Below are 16,698 nucleotides of genomic sequence, written 5' to 3'. Positions count from 1 at the left end.
GCGCCGCGGGGCGCCGGGGGCGGGTCGGGAGCCAGTGCGTCAGGCGCCGGCCCAGGCGTTCCACCGCCGTCGACGTCAGCCAGCCCAGGGCGCCGATCGTGGCCATGCCGACGAAGACCCCCGGGTAGTCCACCACCGTGTAGTCCTGCCAGGTGCGGTAGCCGACTCCGTACTCACCCGAGATCATCTCCGCCGAGATCACGCAGATCCAGGAGACCCCGATCCCGACCGACAGGCCTCCGAAGACGCCGGGGAGGGAGCCCGGGAGGACCACCGAGAGCAGCACGCGCCCGCGCGTGGCGCCCATCGTGAGGGCCGCCTCCTCCCACACCGGCGACAGGGCCGCCACCGCGTGGCGGGTGGAGACCAGTACCGGGAAGAACGCCGCCGCGCACGTGATGAACACGATCCCCTGCTCGTTCGAGGGGAAGAGCAGGATCGCCACCGGGACCAGCGCGATGGCCGGGATCGGGCGCACGACCTCCAGGACCGGGCCGAGCACGTCCGCGGCCACCCGGGAGCGGGCGATCGCCGTGCCCGCCGCCACCCCCAGGACCGCCGCCAGCGCGAAGCCCGACACGATCCTGCGCAGGCTGGAGAGGAGGTCTTCCCAGTACGGCGCCGTCGACGCCCGCTCCGCCAGCTTCGACGCCACCTCGCCCACCGTCGGGAACTGCCCGAAGCGGAGCCAGAATTCCACGTCCAGCGAGGTCAGCAGCTGCCACGCCAGCAGGGCCGCCCCGAGCGAAGCCAGCCGCAGCAGCCTGCGCCCCGGGGTCACGACGCGATGCCTTCGGCCTCGGCGAAGCCCACGACCCGCGCCCCGGATCCCCCGTGCCGGTCGACGTACGACTTCGCGCCCGCCGGCGTGACGAACGCCCGCAGCTCGGCGCCCTCCGCCACCCACACCGCCTTGTCGGCGAACCACGGGGTCCCGGTCACCGCGTCCGGCACGTACGCAGCCCGGACCGCCGCCGCGTCCGCGCCCTTCAGGGCCTTCAGCAGGGCCGCCGGGGTGTCGAACGTCCGCGTGGCCGGCTCGTTCCTCAGCCACAGCTCGGGGCGGGCGGGCGCCGCCGCCGGGTAGCCGGCCTCCGGCACGGCCCGCTCCAGCGGCGCCGGGTCCACGAACGCGTCCACGTCCACGTCGCCGACCAGCTTCGCGTCCTTGAGGACCGGTACGTCCTCCTTCAGCGCCGCCAGCAGCTCCGGCCGCAGCGCCGGGTCGAAGGTCGCGATCCCGTTCGCGCCGTTGTACAGGTACACGACCTCCGCGGGCAGCCCGGTCTCCTTCGCCACCGACTCCGCCGCCGCGACCGGCTGGGTCCGCAGGTACTCGGTCGCCTTGCGCTGCGCGCGCAGGAAGTCGTCCAGTACGCCGGCCCGCTGCGCCGCGAACTTCTGCCGCACCGTGACCCCGTGGAACGTCGGCAGGTTCAGCTCGGCGCCGTCGTACAGGGCCTTGGCCTTCCCCTCGTACGCGAGCTGCCCCGGCCAGGCCACGAACTGCGACAGCGCGTCCGCACTGCCCGCCTGGAGGGCCGAAGCCCCCACGCTGGGCTGCTGGTTGAGCTTCTGGATGCCGCTCGCGGGATCGATCCCGGCGCGCTGGAGGGCCCGTACGAGGGTCCCGTCCGCGGCCGAGCCGACCGAGGTCGACACCTTCTTGCCGCGCAGATCGGCCAGCGAGGCGTACGTCGCGCCGGGCGCGGTGACGATGGTGTTGAGGCCGCCGCGCAGGTTGTAGCCGGTCACGGAGACGAGCCGGGTCGGCTGCCCCAGCTCCTTGCCGCGCGCCGCGTTGATCAGCAGCGGGAAGTCGCCCATCGAGCCGATGTCGATCTTCCCGGCGGTCATCTGGGCGGTGATGGGCGCGCCCGTGGCGTAGTCCTGCCAGTCGACCCTGTACGTCACGCCGTCGCGCCGGCCGCGCTCCGCGAGCTGCTGCTCGAAGTAGCCGAGGGAGCGCAGCAGGGTGCCGGCGGTGACGGTGTTGATGGTCTTGGACTGGTAGCCGACGGTCACCGTCACGGTCTTGGCGCCGTCGGCCCCGGACGCGCTCGCGCCGCACCCACTGGCCAGCGGGACGAGGAGAACGGAGAGGGCGAGGGCGAGGGACGGTCTCGGACTGCGCATCGGAACGGGGCCTTTCACCGGAGCAGGTAGGGCATGTTGACGGTCACCGCGCCCGTGGGGCAGCGGGCGGCGCACGGGCCGCAGTACCAGCACTCGTCGACGTGCATGTACGCCTTGCCGTTGTCCTCGCGGATCGCGAGCGAGTCGAGCGGACACATGTCGACGCAGAGGGTGCAGCCGTCGATGCACAGGGACTCGTCGATGGTCACGGGCACGTCGCCGCGCTGGGGGACCACAGGCATGGCTGTCTCCAGGAAGGTGGGTATGCAGGGGGTCAGAGGGAGCGGCGGAGCAGGCCGCTCATGGTGATCCGGTCGCCGCGGAAGCGGATGAACTCCAGGTCCACGGGCCGGCCGTCGCCCAGATGGGTGAGGCGCTCCAGCATCAGCACGGCGGCCCCGCGCGGGGCCTGCAGTACGGCGGCGGAGTGCGCGTCGGCGTTGACGGCCTCCAGGGTGATCTCGGCGTGGCCGAGGGGCTGCCCGGTCAGGGACTCCAGCAGCCGGAAGACGTCGGTGTTCTCCAGGTCGCAGCCGAGCAGTTCGGCCCCGATGTCGAGGGGGACGTACGTGAGGTCGAGGGAGAGCGGCAGCCCGTTCAGCCGCCGCAGCCGCTCGATGTAGAGCACGTCGGTGTGCTCGGGGAGCCCCAGCCGGCCGGCGACGGGGGCGGGGGCGCGCACCGGGCCGACGGTGCGGACCTCGTTGGTCACCCGGCCGTGCTCGTGCAGGGTCTCGGCCAGGCCCTGGAGGCGGTCGAGGCCGTGCGGGTACTTCTCGCAGACGACCACGGTCCCGACCCCCGGCCGGCGTTCGACGAGCCGCTCGCCGCGCAGCAGGTCGAGGGCCTGGCGGACGGTGTTGCGGCCGGCTCCGTAGTCGGCGGCGAGGACGTCCTCCAGCGGGAGGACCCCGCCGGGGTAGCCGCCGGCCAGGATCTGGTGGCGCAGCAGGTCGGCGAGCTGGCGCGCCCGGTCCGCGCGCAGTCGCCGCCGGCGCGCGGCGGCGACCGGGACGGTGTGCTCACGGGTGCGTTCGGCTGGCATGGCACGGAACATACCGACGGCTTCCGGCCAGTGGTGTTGCCGCAGTATTGCGCCACCGCGGGGGCTCAGCGGCAGGGCTGTGACCTGGTACGACGCCGGGGTGGCGGAGAGTTCCGCCACCCCGGTGCCGTGCTCCGTCCCAAGGGCCGGACTAGCGGGATCCCACAATGCGGCCGGTGACCTCGCCGAGGCCGACGCGGGTGCCGCCCGGGCCCGGAGCCCAGGCGGTGAGGGTGACGGTGTCTCCGTCTTCGAGGAAGGTGCGCTTGCCGTCGGCGAGCTCGATGGCGTCGCGGCCGTTCCACGTCAGCTCCAGCAGCGAGCCGCGCTGCCCGACCTCGGGGCCGCTGACCGTGCCCGAGCCGTAGACGTCGCCGGTGCGCAGGGAGGCGCCGTTGACCGTCATGTGCGCGAGCTGCTGGGCGGCGGTCCAGTACATCGTCGCGAACGGCGGCCGCGCGACCTCCTGCCCGTTGATGGAGACCGTGATGTGCAGGTCGAAGCCGCCGGGCCGGTCGGCTTCGGCGTCGTCGAGGTAGGGCAGCAGCGGGAAGTCGCGGGCGGGCGGGGCGACCCGGGCCGCCTCCAGGGCCTCCAGCGGGGTGACCCAGGCGGAGACGGAGGTGGCGAAGGACTTGCCGAGGAAGGGGCCGAGCGGCACGTACTCCCAGGCCTGGATGTCGCGCGCCGACCAGTCGTTGAGCAGGAACAGCCCGAAGACGTGGTCCTCGAAATCGGCCAGCGGCACCGGGCGGCCCTGCTCGGACGGGGTGCCGACGACGAAGCCGACCTCCGCCTCGATGTCGAGCTTGACGGACGGGCCGAAGACGGGCGCCGCGTCGGACGGGGCCTTGCGCTGCCCCGAGGGCCGTACGACGTCCGTCCCCGAGACCACGATCGTGCCGGAGCGGCCGTGGTAACCGATCGGCAGGTGCTTCCAGTTGGGGGTGAGCGCCTCGCCGTCCGGGCGGAAGATGTGGCCCACGTTGGTGGCGTGGTGCTCGCTCGCGTAGAAGTCGACGTAGTCGGCGACCTCGTACGGCAGGTGCAGGGTGACGGCGTCGAGCGGCAGGAGGTGCGGCTCGACCGTCTCGCGGTGGCCGGGGTCGGTCACCCACGCGGTCAGCGCGCGGCGCACGTCGCGCCAGGCGGTGCGGCCGGCGGCCAGCAGCGGGTTGAGCGAGGACTGCCCGAGCAGTGCGGCGTACGGGGAACCGAGCGCGGCCGCGGCCGCCCCCGCGTCGAGCACGTGTCCGCCGATGCGCACACCGATGCGACGGCGGCCGGGCTCCGCGGAGGTGGGCCCGGGGGTGGAGAAGACGCCGTACGGGAGGTTGTGCGGCCCGAACGGGTCGCCCTCGGGGACATCGAGGGGGCTCTGCTGGGGCATGGGGTACTGCCTCGCTTTCGATGCGGTCCGGGGGTGTCCCGGGGGCTGGTTGATACGTTACGTGGCCAGTGGGGCCGGTGGGAGGCCGGATTCGGGTTCTATTTGTAGGACTTGTCCAAAGGGGTCCGTATCCTTGCGCCGTGACTTCCGCCCCGCTTTCGGCCCTCCCGTTCGCCTTGATCGCCACTGACCTGGACGGGACCCTGCTGCGCGCCGGAGACACCGTCTCCGCCCGCTCGTACGCGGCGCTCGCGACGGCGCGCGCCGCGGGCGCCCAGCACATCATCGTCACCGGACGCCCCGTCCCGCAGGTCCGCCATGTACTGGACGACCTCGGGTACACGGGGCTCGCGGTGTGCGGGCAGGGCGCGCAGGTGTACGACACGGCGGGCGCGCGCCTGCTGCACTCCGTCGCGCTGGACCGGGAGCTGGCCGAGGTGGCGCTCGGGAAGATCGAGGCGGAGATCGGCGAGGTGTACGCGGCGGTCAACCAGGAGGGGCTGGACGCCGAGATGCTGATAGGGCCGGGCTACCGGATGTGGCACCCGCACCTGCCGACGGTCCGGGTGCGCGGGCGCGGCGGCCTGTGGGCCGCGCCGATCAACAAGGTGCTGCTCCAGCACCCGGAGCTGGACGACGACGAGCTCACGCGGGTCGCGCGTGCGGTGGTCGGGGACCTGGTGAACGTGACGATGGCGGGGGAGCACACGGTGGAGCTCCAGCCGCCGGGCGTCAGCAAGGCGAGCGGACTGGCGCTGGCGGCCGAGGCGCTGGGGGTGGGCCCGTCCTCGACGATCGCCTTCGGCGACATGCCGAACGACATCCCGATGTTCGCGTGGGCGGCGCACGGCGTGGCCATGGCCAACGCCCACCGCGAACTGATCGCCGTGGCCGACGAGCTGACCCTCTCCAACGAGCAGGACGGCATCGCGGTGGTCCTGGAACGCCTCTTCCCCGGCTGATCCGGCCCCGCCCGCCGGCCCCGCCCGCCGGCCCCGACCGCCGGTCCCGGCCGCTGGGGTCGTCACCCCGCCGCGCGGGGCAACCGCCGTTCCCACGTCCGGTGGAAGACGACCTCCTCCCCCTCCCGGCACACCACCTCGTTCGAGGTCACGAACCCGCCCTCGTCGCAGGAGATCTCCGACCGGGTCTCGATACGGGCGTCCCACCCCGACTCCGGCCGGTGCAACCGGATCCGCCACTCCGAGCGGGTCCGGGCCGACAGCGGATCCGCCGAGTCGATCTCGTAGACCTCCTCCGCGTCCTCCCCGTACTCCAGCCCGTCCGGATACACCCGCGTGCCCCCGTACCGCGGGTCCACCTCCAGCCGCCACCGCCCGCGCGCCACGTCCCGTACGACCAGCCGCTCCGGCCGCGGCTCGTCCAGCGTGGCCGGGTACGACACCCCGAGCGGCCCCGCCTGCTCCGGCGGCTCGAAGGCGACCTCCGGGCCGGAGGCGTCCGCTCCCGCGTCCCGGACCGGCAGGACCACCGAACTCCCCGCCGGATCCAGCGTCCACCCGGCCTCCGACCCGGCCCGCGGCCAGATCCACGGCCAGTACGCCGAGGACAGCGCGAGCCGGATCCGGTGGCCCGCGGCGAACCGGTGCCCGATGCCGTTCAGCTCGAAGACGACGTCCTCGTAGGCGCCCACCGGCCACGGCACCGCCTTGTCCCGGCCCAGCCGGGCCGAGAGGTTCAGCGCGCCCCGCGTCACCAGCGTCGAGGACCCGTCGGGCGCCACGTCGCACAGCCGCGCCACCACCTGCCCGTACGGGACGTCCATCCGCAGCCGGGCCGTCACCTGCGCGCGGCCCAGGACCTCCACCGGCTCGCGCCCCACCGGGAACTCGAAGCAGGCCGACTTCGCGTCCTCCTCCCGCTGGTCCGGCGGCAGGTCCGCGGCGTTGCCGAACGGGAAGAACCGCCCCGCGTCCAGCCCCGTGTGCTGCGGGGAGGCCACGGCCACCGGCGCGCCCTGGAGCGCGTACGTGACCGGGGTGACGGCGGGGGAGGGCCACTCGGCGTCCCCGACCCAGCGGCCCGGCAGCTCCTCGTACGTGGTCGCCGGCGGATGCGAGTCCGAGATCCAGGAGCGCAGCAGGGGCTCGTCCATCACCCCGTTGCCGCCCGCGCCGGAGGTGCTGTCGGCGTCCCCCTTCAGCCAGTGGTCCCACCACCGCAGGGTCTCCTGGAGGAACCCGATCGACGGCCCGGGCGGCAGCCCCCGGTCCGGGTACTGGTGCGACCAGGGGCCGATCAGCCCCCGTACCCGGTCGGCGGGCAGGTGCGAGACCAGCCGCAGCACCGTGTCCCGGTACGGGTCGTGCCAGCCGCCGACCGCCAGTACGGCCGCGCCGATCGCCGGGTAGTCCTCGCAGACGCTGCCGTGGCGCCAGTAGTCGTCCCGCGTCTGGTGCGCCAGCCAGGTGTGGATCGGGGGTTCGACGGATTCCAGCCGGGCCAGCCACTGCTCCCGCCAGCCGTCGCCGACGAACAGCGGGTCCGGCGGCCGCGCCGCGAAGGCCAGCATGGTCGCCGCCCACGCGTGCATGTCCACGGCCAGCACCGAGCCGCCCATGTAGTGGACGTCGTTGTCGTACCGGTCGTCCGTCGAGCAGACCGTGACGACTGCCTTGAGGGCCTCGGGGGCCAGCGCCGCGATCTGGAGGGAGTTGGACCCGCCCCAGGAGATCCCGAACATCCCCACCGACCCCGTGCACCACGGCTGCGCCGCCAGCCACTCCACCACCGCGACCCCGTCGGCCAGTTCCCGCGCGTCGTACTCGTCGCCCGGGTTCCCGCCGCTGCAGCCGTGGCCCCGTACGTCCACCCGGACGGAGGCGTAGCCGTGGCCCGCGTACCAGGGGTGGCGCTGCCAGTCGCGGGGCGCGGTCCAGTCGGTGAGCCGGTACGGCAGGTACTCCAGCAGCGCCGGGACCGGATCGTCGGTGATCGGGCGCCAGATCCGGGCGTACAGCTCCACCCCTCCCCCGGAGCCTTCGGCCTGGGAGGTGCCCCCAGGCATCGGGATCCGGACATCCTCGTGCACCGTCTCGTACGGGAACTCGCTACGGATGATCATGCGGGAACCACCTCGTTCGCCTCAGTGGACGGGGTGCATCGTGCGCCGCAGCCACGGCGCCAGCGCGATCACGGCCAGGCCCGCCAGCACCGCGATCCCGCCGTTGACGCCGAAGTACACGGGAGCGGACACCTGGCCGTAGACCTTGACCACCTGCGCCTGGATGCCGTTGGCCAGGGCCGGCGAGAGGAACCAGAGCGCCATGGTCAGCCATCCGACGGCCGCCAGAAGGGTGGCGAGTGCGCCCGCGGTGAGGAGTCCGGCGACGATCCGGTGCACGGCGCGGCGCATCGCGTCGGGGGCCAGGGCGTACTCGGCCGAGTGCTTTCGCCCGGCCAGATGGCGGCGGCCGAGGACGTACCGGACCAGGCCGAGGGTCATGCCGACGGCGGCGGCGGAGAACCACCAGTGCCAGCCCTGGTGCTCGCCGAGCCAGCCGGTGATCAGGGGCCCGGCGAAGGCGCCGATGTTGATGGCCATGGAGTAGAGGGCGAATCCGGCGTCGCGCCGCTCGTCGTCCGTCCGGTACGGCCTGCCGACCATGCTGGCCGCGTTGGGCTTGAGCAGGCCGGTGCCCGCGCTGATCAGTCCGAGGCCCGTCCAGGTCGTGGCGGCCGTCGGCACCGCCATGGCGTAGTGGCCGCAGGCGATCAGGATGCCGCCCCAGAGCAGGGCCCGGTACGAACCGAGGATCCGGTCGGCGAGCCACCCGCCGGTGACGGAGACGAGGTAGACCATGGTCCCGTAGGCCGCCGCGACGGTGGCCGCGGTGCCCGGGGCCGTCCCCAGGCTGCCGTCGGCCACCACGTCCGCGAAGCAGAGGACGAGGATGGCCTGCATGCCGAGGAACGAGAAGCGCTCCCAGACCTCCAGTCCGGACAGCGTGGCGAGGCCCCGGGGGTGCCCGAGGAAGGCGTGGTCGTCGGCGGGCGGCGGCTGGTCCGCCTCCGGGTCGACCGGCTCCGCCGGTTCCTCCATTGCCGTGGTAGTTCTGGACAAAACGTATTCTCCGGTTGTTTCGGCTCTTCACGAACATACCGGTGCGCATCGGGCAGTGCGCGGGTGGCGACATGGCGGCCGCTCTCGGTGATCGAAAACAGACCGGATACGCTGGCTTGAGTGATGGCAGCGACACATCGACAATCCAGGTGATCGTCACCGTGATCGTCAGCAGACAGGAGTACCCCTCGTGACCGTCGTCGGGCCGTTCGGACTGAGCGTGCGGGACCAGGCTCTTGAGACCGATGTCCAGGCCGGACTGGCCGCCGTCGAGGCGGGTCTGCTGGAGGCCACCAAGAGCGAAGTCCCCTTCATCACCGATGCCGCACAGCACCTGCTGCGCGCCGGGGGCAAGCGGTTCCGGCCGCTGCTGGTGATGCTCGCCTCCCGATTCGGCGATCCCTACGCGCCCGGCATCGTGCCCGCCGCCGTGGTCGTCGAGCTCACCCATCTGGCGACGCTGTACCACGACGACATCATGGACGAGGCGGACGAGCGCCGCGGCGTGGCCAGCGCCAACGCCCGCTGGGGCAACTCGGTGGCCGTCCTGACGGGTGACTTCCTGTTCGCCCGCGCCTCGCACATCCTGGCCGACCTCGGGCCGGAGGCCGTACGCATCCAGGCCGAGGCCTTCGAGCGGCTGGTCACCGGCCAGATCCTGGAGACGGCCGGCCCGCGCGACGGCCGCGACCCGGTCGCCCACTACCTCGACGTCATGGCCGGCAAGACCGGCTCCCTGATCGCGGTCTCCGGCCGGTTCGGCGCGCTGATGTCCGGCGCCGACGATTCGGTCGTCGACATCCTGACCCAGTACGGGGAGCGCCTCGGCATCGCCTTCCAGCTCGCCGACGACGTCCTGGACATCGCCTCCGACGCGCACGAATCCGGGAAGACCCCGGGGACGGACCTGCGCGAGGGCATCCCCACGCTGCCCGTGCTGCGGCTGCGCGAGATGGCCGCGCGGGGCGGCGACCCCGACGACCTGGAGCTCGTGGGCCTCCTCGACGGCGACCTGACGGACGACGCCCGCCACGCCGAGGTGCTCGCCCGGCTGCGCGTGCACCCCGCGCTGGAGCAGGCCCGCCGCGACACCATCCGGTACGCGCAGGAGGCGCGGGCCACGCTGGCGCCGCTGCCGGAGGGCTTCGCGAAGTCGGCGCTGGAGGAGCTGTGCGACGCGGTGGTGCACCGCGCCGGTTAGGACGCGTCCGGGTACGCCCGGATACGTCCGGACAAGCCGTACGTCAGGGGCGAGGGCCCGGCATCCCCTACGGGGGGAGGATGCCGGGCCCTCGCCGTGTCATCCCTGCGGCGTACGCCGAGTTGGCCCCGGGGAGTGACGCCCCGGCCCCCGCCCCTTTGGTCAGATGGAGACACACCAGAACGGGTGACACAGAGGTAGGGCAGACATGGCAACGAACGCAAAGACCCGCAAGGCCGCCCGGTACGCCGTACCGGTAGCGGTGGCGGGTGTGGCCGCCGCGACCGTGGCGATGGTCCCGGCCTTCGCGAACTCCGGCGGCCCCGACCTGCCGAAGATGACCGCGCAGCAGCTCATCGAGAAGGTCGCGGCCTCCGACGTGCAGCAGCTGTCCGGCAGCGCGAAGATCAGCACCGACCTGGGTCTGCCGACCCTGGCGAGCGGCCTCCTCGGCGGCAAGGGCATCGCGGGCGGCTCGGCCAACCCCGAGGACAAGATCGCGCAGCTGGCGAACGGCACGCACACCGTGCGCGTCGCGGCCGACGGGCCGGACCGCCAGAAGCTCACGTTCGTGGACGGCAAGGACGAGTACAGCCTCATCCACAACGGCGCCGACGTCTGGGGGTACGACAGCAAGGCCAACGAGGTCTGGCACGAGAAGAACCCCGAGGCGGCGGCCGGCAAGGACGAGAAGAAGACGGCCGAGCGGCTCGGCGGCGCCTCGCCCCAGCAGCTGGCCCAGGACGTGCTGAAGGCCGCCGGCCCGACCACGGACGTCAGCGTGGGCGAGACCGCGCAGGTGGCCGGCCGGGACGCCTACCAGCTGGTGCTGAAGCCGAAGCAGAGCGGATCCACGGTCGGCTCGGTCAAGATAGCGGTCGACGCCAAGAACGGCGTGCCGCTGCGGGTACAGCTGCTCGCGGCCGAGGGCGGCAAGCCGATCGTCGACGCCGGGTTCACCAAGGTGGACTTCGCCAAGCCGTCCGCCGACACGTTCGCCTTCACCGCGCCCAAGGGCGCCAAGCTGACCGAGGGCGCCGCCGGGGCGGGCAAGGACGGCCGCGGCCACGGCAAGGAGTTCAAGGGCCTGGACTCCTTCCCCGGCCTCGACGCGCTGACCGGCGGCATGGGCGTCCCGGGCGGCAAGGGCGGCGAGACCAAGGTGCTCGGCGAGGGCTGGGCGACCATCGCCCGCGTCGAGACGGGTGCCGGCAAGGGCCTCCAGGACTTCGAGAAGTCGGCGAACGGCAAGGACACTCCGAAGGAGGCCAAGCAGTTCCTCGACTCCCTCGGGGGCAAGGTCTCCGGCACGTTCGGCGAGGGCCGGGTCTTCAAGACCCGCCTGGTCAACGCCCTGATCACGGACGACGGCAAGGTCTACGTCGGCGCGGTCACCAAGGACGCGCTGGTGAAGGCGGCCGACGCCAACAAGTAGTGCCGCACGGCGGGTAGGACGCTCCGAAGGGTGGGCGGGGACTGTGTCCCTGCCCACCCTTCGGCCGTTCCGGCCCTGTGTACAGCGGCCCCGCTGTACCGTGAAAAGCATGTCGAGACACGTCACCATCCGCCTGAACGAAGAGTTCCATGAGCGCCTCAAAGCGCGCGCGGCGGCACTGGGGACGACGGTCACCGCGCTGATCACCGAGGTGACGGAACGCGAGCTCGACGAGGACCGGGAGAACTTCCTGTCCGGCATCGAGGAGTTCGCCGACCACTGGGGCTACTTCCAGGAGCGGTTCGGCAATTGAAGATCACCATGGAGTGGGCCTGGACCGCTCTGGCCCACCATCTCCCGTCAGATCCCGCCGTGTGGGATCCCTCCGGGGTGGCCGCCGCGGTCGCCCGGCACCAGAATGACCTCGTCCTGGTGCCCGAACAGCCCGCCCCGGACACCGCGTGGCGGGCCGCCGCGTTTCTGCACACCCTCGCGGTGTGCCCGGCGCTGGAATCGCCGATGAACGAGTTCTACGCGGCCGCCGCCACGCGCTCGTACCTGCGCGTGGCGGGAGCCAAGCAGCTGCCCTCACCGGAGGACCTCGGCGACCTGGTGGAGGCGGCCAAGCTGGGCCGCGCCGATGTCGCCGCGGTCGCCGAGGAACTCCGCGCCCTCATACAGGAGCCGCAGACGGTTCCGCCGTCCTAGGCCCGCTCCTGTCTCAGAAGGTGATCTTCCAGCTGTTGATGTAGCCGGTGTCCTGCGCCGCCCCGTCCTTGGCCTGGAGCTTCCAGACCCCGTTGGCCACCTCGCTCGACGCGTTGACCGTGTACGTCTGGACGAGGTTGTCGGCGCTGCCGCCGCTGCGGTTGTGCAGGTTGTAGACCGTGCCGTCGGGGGCCACCAGGTCGACCACCAGGTCACCGCGGTAGGTGTGGACGATGTTCACGTCGACCTTGGTGGTGGCCGGGGCGTTGCCCGTGACTCCGGAGACCGTGATCGGCGAGGTCACCGCGGCGCCGGGGGAGTCCGGGATGTTCACGTCCGCCGTGTTCTCGAAGGACTGGCCCGGCGGGACCGGGGTGGCCGCCCCCAGGTTCCAGATCGCGTACGCGATGGCGTCGGAATTGCGGTCCAGGGCGGTGTCGTTGATGTTCGCCGAGGTGTCGCACGAGGCGTGGTAGCAGCGGTCGAAGGCCTGCCCGGAGGTGCCGCCCCACTTCTGCGCCTGCGCCGCCGTCTTGGTGTAGTCGGCGCCGGAGAACAGGCCGCCGACCGGGATGCCCGCGCTCTTGAACGGGGCGTGGTCGGAGCGGCCGTCGCCCTCGGTCTCGATCTCCGTCGGGATGCCGACGCCCGCGTAGTAGTTCTTGAAGGTCTGCTCGATGGTCGGGTCGTCGTCGTAGACGAAGTAGCCCGGGTTCGGCGAGCCGATCATGTCGAAGTTCAGGTACCCGGAGATCTTCGACTTCTCGGCGGCCGGCAGGTTGTTCACGTAGTACTTCGAGCCGATCATGCCGAGCTCCTCGGCGCCCCACCAGCCGAACCGCAGGTGCTTGGTGGGCTGGAGCTGTGCGCGCGAGACGGCCAGCGCCGTCTCCAGGATGGCGGCCGAGCCGGATCCGTTGTCGTTGATGCCGGGACCGGCGGTCACCGAGTCCAGGTGCGATCCGGCCATCAGCACCGAGTTCGGGTCACCGCCCGGCCAGTCGGCGATCAGGTTGTAGCCGGTCGCGCCGCTGCTGGTGAAGGTCTGCAGGGTGGTGGTGAAGCCGGCCGCGTCCAGCTTGGCCTTCACGTAGTCGATCGAGGCCTTGTAGCCGGTCCGGCCGTGGGCGCGGTTGCCGCCGTTGGCGGTGGCTATGGACTGGAGTTGCGCCAGGTGCGCCTTGACGTTGGCGACCGGGATGTCGGGCGGGGTCGGCGCCGCGGTCGCCGCCGTGGGGGCGGCGAGTGCGGCGGGAGCGGTGGAGGCGAACAGGCCGGCGACCGCGATGGCGGTCACGGCGGCGAGACGCCGGGAGACGGACAGGCTCATGTGGGGGACTCCGGGATTCCGTTGGGGATTGAACGGAACGTGCGGGGTGGCGCAATTGAGCGATCGTGCGTCAGTGCGAGCCTGATGTTCAGTGGAAGGGTGACTGCCCGTCAAGACCGAGATTCGGTCAGGGTGGTTCGGAAAACGGACGATCCCCGCTACGGAGGTTCCGTAGCGGGGATCGTGGGGGTATCGGGACGTGCGGCGCGGCTATGCCGGCTCGGGCGCCGGAGTGACCGCCACCGGCCCGGCGGCGGCGCGGGCCGCTTCGAGCCGGGCCCGCGTCCTGCGCGCCGTCCGCAGCGCGTCCCAGGTCAGCAGCGCCAGCGCGGCCCAGACCAGGGAGAACCCGGCCCAGCGCTCCGGCGGCATCGCCTCGTGGAAGTACACGACGCCGAGCCCGAACTGGAACACCGGGGCCAGGTACTGGAGCAGCCCGAGCGTGGACAGCGGGACCCGGATCGCGGCCGCACCGAAGCAGACCAGCGGGATCGCGGTGACCAGCCCGGTCGCGGCGAGCAGCGAGGCGTGCCCGATGCCCTCCGTGGCGAAGCTCGACCGGCCCTGCGCGCCCAGCCACAGCAGGTAGCCGAGGGCGGGCAGGAACAGCAGCGCGGTCTCGGCGGCGAGCGACTCGACCCCGCCCATGTTGAGCTTCTTCTTGATCAGCCCGTAGGCGGCGAAGGAGAAGGCCAGCACCAGCGAGATCCACGGCGGCCGCCCGTACCCGACGGCGAGCACCAGCACGGCGGCCACGCCGATGCCGACGGCCGCCCACTGCGCCCGGCGCAGCCGCTCACCGAGGACCAGCACGCCGATCGCGATGGTGACGAGCGGGTTGATGAAGTAGCCGAGGCTGGCCTCGACGACCGCGCCGTTGTTGACGGCCCAGATGTACAGGCCCCAGTTCACGGAGATCACCGACGCGGCCAGCGCGGTCAGGCCCAGCTTGCGGGGCTGGCGGAGCAGGTCCCGTATCCAGGCCCAGCGGCGCATGGCCAGCAGCAGGATCCCGACCACGCCCAGCGACCACACCATGCGGTGGGCGAGGATCTCGATGGCCCCGGACGGCTTGAGCAGCGGCCAGAACAGGGGGACCAGCCCCCACATCCCGTAGGCGCCGAATCCGTAGAGCAAACCCGTGCGCTGCTCGTTCTCCGCCTTCACGGGGCCCTCCAGTCGTCATTCGGCCAACCTCACGAAGGTAGCGCCGGGCGGGCCGGATGTCATGCCCGTTTACGGGAGATACTCATGACACCTCCGGGGCCTTGCGTGGCCGCGGCGGCGCGGACTCGGCCCGCGCCGGCCCGCACGGCTGGCCCGCCCGCCGCCAGCCGCCCGCCGCCTGCCTGCCCGCCGCCCGCTCAGGCCAGGGCGGAGGCGATGGCGTGGGCCACCGGGGTCGTCGGGCGGCCGATGAGCCGGGACAGGTCCCCGCCGGTGTGGGCCAGCCGGCCGCGGGAGATCGCCGCGTCCACGTCGACGAGGATCGCCGCGAAGCCCTCGGGCACTCCGGCGCCGGTCAGGATCGACAGGTGCGCCTCGGCCGGGACCTCGCTGTACGCGACCTCCTTGCCGGTCTGGGCCGCGACCTCGGCCGCGTACTCCGCCAGGCTCCACGCGGAGTCGCCGGAGAGCTCGTACACCTGGTTCAGGTGGCCCTCGCCGGTCAGCACGGCGGCCGCCGCCGCGGCGTAGTCCGCCCGCGCGGCGGAGGCGATCCTGCCCGCGCCCGCGCTGCCCACGACCGCGCCGTGCTCCAGGACGGTGCCCAGGTGTCCGGTGTAGTTCTCGTGGTACCAGCCGTTGCGCAGGAACGTGTGGGGCAGGCCGGAGTCGAGGATGGCCTGCTCGGTGACCTTGTGCTCGGCGGCCAGGTCGAAGTCGGCCTCGGGGCCGCCGAGGATCCCGGTGTACGCGAGCTGGGCGACGCCGGCGGCCCGTGCGGCCGAGATCACGGCGAGGTGCTGCGGCACCCGGCGGCCGACCTCGTTGCCGGAGATCAGCAGGACGCGGTCGCCGGAGCGGAAGGCCCCGGCCAGGGTCTCGGGGGCGTCGTAGTCCGCGACGCGCACCTCGACCCCGCGCGCGGCCAGGTCGGCGGCCTTCTCCTCGCTGCGCACGACGACGGCGACGCGCTCGGCGGGGACCTGGTTCAGCAGCTCCTCGACGACGAGGCGGCCGAGGGCTCCGGTGGCTCCGGTGACGACGATGCTCATGGGGTGCGCTCCTTGCGTGGGGGCCGTGTCCGGCTTCGGGGTACGACACCACCCTAGGGAGAGCGCTAACCTTTCGTAAGTACCCACTTCAAAGTAAGGTACTGGTATGAAGGTAAGCGTGAAGGCTCCGATGTGCCCCTCCCGCGGCGTGCTGGAGCACGTCACCAGCCGCTGGGGGGTCCTGGTGCTGGCCGCGCTCGTCGAGCGCTCGTACCGGTTCAGCGAGCTGCGCCGGGAAGTGGGCGGCGTCAGCGAGAAGATGCTGGCCCAGACCCTCCAGACGCTGGAGCGCGACGGATTCCTGCTGCGCGACGCCCACCCCGTGATCCCGCCGCGCGTGGACTACTCGCTGACCGAGCTGGGGCGCGAGGCCGCCGAGCAGGTGTGGTCGCTGGCCCGCTGGACCGAGCGGCGCACCGCCGACGTCCAGGCGGCGCGGGCCGCGTACGACGAAGCCCGGAGCTCCTGAGGAACTCCGGGCCGTCCTCGTACGGGCGCGGGTCAGCCGACGACCGTCCAGGTGTCGTTGCCGGCGAGCAGGGTGCTGAGGTCGCCCTTGCCCTTGGCGTCGACGGCCGCGTCCAGCTGCTCGGACATCAGCGTGTCGTAGACGGGCCGCTCCACGCTGCGGAAGACCCCGATGGGCGTCTGGTGCAGGGTGTGCGGGTCGGCCAGCCGGGACAGGGCGAAGGCGGTGGTCGGGCCGGCGCCGTGCGCGTCGTGGACCAGGATCCGGGACTCGTTCTCGGGGGTCACCGTGACGACCTCCAGTTCCCCGGTGGCCTGGTCGCGCACGACGCCCTTGTGTCCGTCCAGGCCGAAGCGGATCGGCTGCCCGTGCTCCAGCCGGATCACGGCCTCCTGCGCCTGCGCGTTGTCCTTGAGGACCTCGAAGGCGCCGTCGTTGAAGATGTTGCAGTTCTGGTAGATCTCGACGAGCGCCGTGCCCTGGTGGTCGGCCGCCGCGCGCAGTACCTCGGTGAGGTGCTTGCGGTCGGAGTCGACGGTCCGGGCGACGAAGGTGGCCTCGGCGCCGAGGGCCAGTGAGACCGGGTTGAAGGGGGCGTCGAGCGAGCCCATCGGAGTCGATTTGGTGATCTTGCCGACCTCGCTGGTGGGCGAGTACTGGCCCTTGGTCAGTCCGTAGATC

The 16,698-nt window shown here is 72.4% G+C and carries 17 protein-coding genes; 6 read left to right on the top strand and 11 right to left on the bottom strand.

Translation table 11 applies throughout. The features are described from left to right. The 5 genes from ADK52_RS02170 to fahA all read right to left on the bottom strand — a co-directional run. A partial coding sequence (locus ADK52_RS02170) for an ABC transporter permease (protein ID WP_063783752.1) occupies positions 1-781 on the bottom strand: 781 nt, incomplete at its 3' end. Further along, a complete protein-coding gene (locus ADK52_RS02165) occupies positions 778-2,136 on the bottom strand; it encodes an ABC transporter substrate-binding protein (protein ID WP_053688063.1) in 1,359 nt (452 codons plus the stop codon). The genes ADK52_RS02165 and ADK52_RS02170, both read right to left, overlap by 4 nt. Positions 2,137-2,150: 14 nt before the next feature. After that, positions 2,151-2,378, bottom strand: a complete 228-nt coding sequence (locus ADK52_RS02160) for a 4Fe-4S dicluster domain-containing protein (RefSeq protein ID WP_030011381.1) — start codon at positions 2,376-2,378, stop codon at positions 2,151-2,153. Between the two features lie 32 nt (positions 2,379-2,410). Next, positions 2,411-3,181 carry a GntR family transcriptional regulator gene (locus tag ADK52_RS02155; protein WP_234343265.1) on the bottom strand — a complete coding sequence of 257 codons (771 nt, stop codon included), beginning with the start codon at positions 3,179-3,181 and terminating at the stop codon, positions 2,411-2,413. Positions 3,182-3,332: 151 nt separating this feature from the next. After that, positions 3,333-4,571 (bottom strand): fumarylacetoacetase, encoded by a 1,239-nt coding sequence (gene fahA, locus ADK52_RS02150; RefSeq protein WP_053688061.1) that lies wholly within the window; start codon positions 4,569-4,571, stop codon positions 3,333-3,335. 140 nt (positions 4,572-4,711) lie between these two features. Between fahA and ADK52_RS02145 the strand changes: the two genes are divergently transcribed. After that, positions 4,712-5,533, top strand: coding sequence for an HAD family hydrolase (locus tag ADK52_RS02145; protein WP_053688060.1), 822 nt, complete (start codon positions 4,712-4,714; stop codon positions 5,531-5,533). Between the two features lie 62 nt (positions 5,534-5,595). On the opposite strand, the gene ADK52_RS02140 is transcribed toward ADK52_RS02145, so the two are convergent. Both ADK52_RS02140 and ADK52_RS02135 read right to left on the bottom strand, forming a co-directional pair. Then, positions 5,596-7,656, bottom strand: a complete 2,061-nt coding sequence (locus ADK52_RS02140; RefSeq protein ID WP_053688059.1) for a CocE/NonD family hydrolase — start codon at positions 7,654-7,656, stop codon at positions 5,596-5,598. 21 nt (positions 7,657-7,677) lie between these two features. Continuing rightward, positions 7,678-8,634, bottom strand: a complete 957-nt coding sequence (locus ADK52_RS02135; protein WP_053688058.1) for a peptide MFS transporter — start codon at positions 8,632-8,634, stop codon at positions 7,678-7,680. 211 nt (positions 8,635-8,845) lie between these two features. Between ADK52_RS02135 and ADK52_RS02130 the strand changes: the two genes are divergently transcribed. The 4 genes from ADK52_RS02130 to ADK52_RS02115 all read left to right on the top strand — a co-directional run bounded on the left by ADK52_RS02130 (position 8,846) and on the right by ADK52_RS02115 (position 11,999). Further along, a complete protein-coding gene (locus ADK52_RS02130; protein ID WP_053688057.1) occupies positions 8,846-9,856 on the top strand; it encodes a polyprenyl synthetase family protein in 1,011 nt (336 codons plus the stop codon). Positions 9,857-10,064: 208 nt separating this feature from the next. Then, the gene (locus ADK52_RS02125; protein WP_053688056.1) at positions 10,065-11,291 is read left to right on the top strand and encodes a LolA family protein; all 1,227 of its coding nucleotides are present in this window, start codon (positions 10,065-10,067) and stop codon (positions 11,289-11,291) included. 43 nt (positions 11,292-11,334) lie between these two features. Then, positions 11,335-11,604, top strand: a complete 270-nt coding sequence (locus ADK52_RS02120; RefSeq protein WP_053688055.1) for a plasmid partition protein ParG — start codon at positions 11,335-11,337, stop codon at positions 11,602-11,604. After that, a complete protein-coding gene (locus ADK52_RS02115) occupies positions 11,601-11,999 on the top strand; it encodes a hypothetical protein (RefSeq protein ID WP_030161956.1) in 399 nt (132 codons plus the stop codon). Before ADK52_RS02120 ends, ADK52_RS02115 begins: the two co-directional genes overlap by 4 nt. 13 nt (positions 12,000-12,012) lie before the next feature. On the opposite strand, the gene ADK52_RS02110 is transcribed toward ADK52_RS02115, so the two are convergent. The 3 genes from ADK52_RS02110 to ADK52_RS02100 all read right to left on the bottom strand — a co-directional run bounded on the left by ADK52_RS02110 (position 12,013) and on the right by ADK52_RS02100 (position 15,548). Continuing rightward, entirely contained in the window at positions 12,013-13,329 is a 1,317-nt protein-coding gene (locus ADK52_RS02110) for a M28 family metallopeptidase (RefSeq protein ID WP_053688054.1), read from the bottom strand. A gap of 210 nt (positions 13,330-13,539) precedes the next feature. Next, entirely contained in the window at positions 13,540-14,496 is a 957-nt protein-coding gene (rarD, locus tag ADK52_RS02105) for an EamA family transporter RarD (protein WP_053688053.1), read from the bottom strand. A 197-nt stretch (positions 14,497-14,693) separates the two neighbouring features. Continuing rightward, entirely contained in the window at positions 14,694-15,548 is an 855-nt protein-coding gene (locus ADK52_RS02100) for an SDR family oxidoreductase (RefSeq protein ID WP_053688052.1), read from the bottom strand. A gap of 106 nt (positions 15,549-15,654) precedes the next feature. Here ADK52_RS02100 and ADK52_RS02095 point away from each other — a divergent pair, with 106 nt between their 5' ends. Beyond that, a complete protein-coding gene (locus ADK52_RS02095; RefSeq protein WP_053688051.1) occupies positions 15,655-16,017 on the top strand; it encodes a winged helix-turn-helix transcriptional regulator in 363 nt (120 codons plus the stop codon). Between the two features lie 32 nt (positions 16,018-16,049). Here ADK52_RS02095 and ADK52_RS02090 read toward each other — a convergent pair. Next, a partial coding sequence (locus ADK52_RS02090; protein ID WP_234343263.1) for a thiamine pyrophosphate-dependent enzyme occupies positions 16,050-16,698 on the bottom strand: 649 nt, incomplete at its 5' end.

Source organism: Streptomyces sp. WM6372 (genome assembly GCF_001279655.1).
In the GTDB taxonomy this organism is placed as follows: Bacteria; Actinomycetota; Actinomycetes; order Streptomycetales; family Streptomycetaceae; genus Streptomyces.
The sequence above is the reverse complement of the archived record's forward strand: the minus strand, read 5'-3'. Positions and strand labels throughout refer to the sequence as shown.

Coding starts and splice junctions, on each gene's coding strand:
- ADK52_RS02165 (WP_053688063.1), bottom strand. CDS start 2,136: ATGCGCAGTCCGAGACCGTCCCTCGCCCTCGCCCTCTCCGTTCTCCTC.
- ADK52_RS02160 (WP_030011381.1), bottom strand. CDS start 2,378: ATGCCTGTGGTCCCCCAGCGCGGCGACGTGCCCGTGACCATCGACGAG.
- ADK52_RS02155 (WP_234343265.1), bottom strand. CDS start 3,181: ATGCCAGCCGAACGCACCCGTGAGCACACCGTCCCGGTCGCCGCCGCG.
- fahA (WP_053688061.1), bottom strand. CDS start 4,571: ATGCCCCAGCAGAGCCCCCTCGATGTCCCCGAGGGCGACCCGTTCGGG.
- ADK52_RS02140 (WP_053688059.1), bottom strand. CDS start 7,656: ATGATCATCCGTAGCGAGTTCCCGTACGAGACGGTGCACGAGGATGTC.
- ADK52_RS02135 (WP_053688058.1), bottom strand. CDS start 8,634: ATGGAGGAACCGGCGGAGCCGGTCGACCCGGAGGCGGACCAGCCGCCG.
- ADK52_RS02125 (WP_053688056.1), top strand. CDS start 10,065: ATGGCAACGAACGCAAAGACCCGCAAGGCCGCCCGGTACGCCGTACCG.
- ADK52_RS02110 (WP_053688054.1), bottom strand. CDS start 13,329: ATGAGCCTGTCCGTCTCCCGGCGTCTCGCCGCCGTGACCGCCATCGCG.
- ADK52_RS02100 (WP_053688052.1), bottom strand. CDS start 15,548: ATGAGCATCGTCGTCACCGGAGCCACCGGAGCCCTCGGCCGCCTCGTC.
- ADK52_RS02095 (WP_053688051.1), top strand. CDS start 15,655: ATGAAGGTAAGCGTGAAGGCTCCGATGTGCCCCTCCCGCGGCGTGCTG.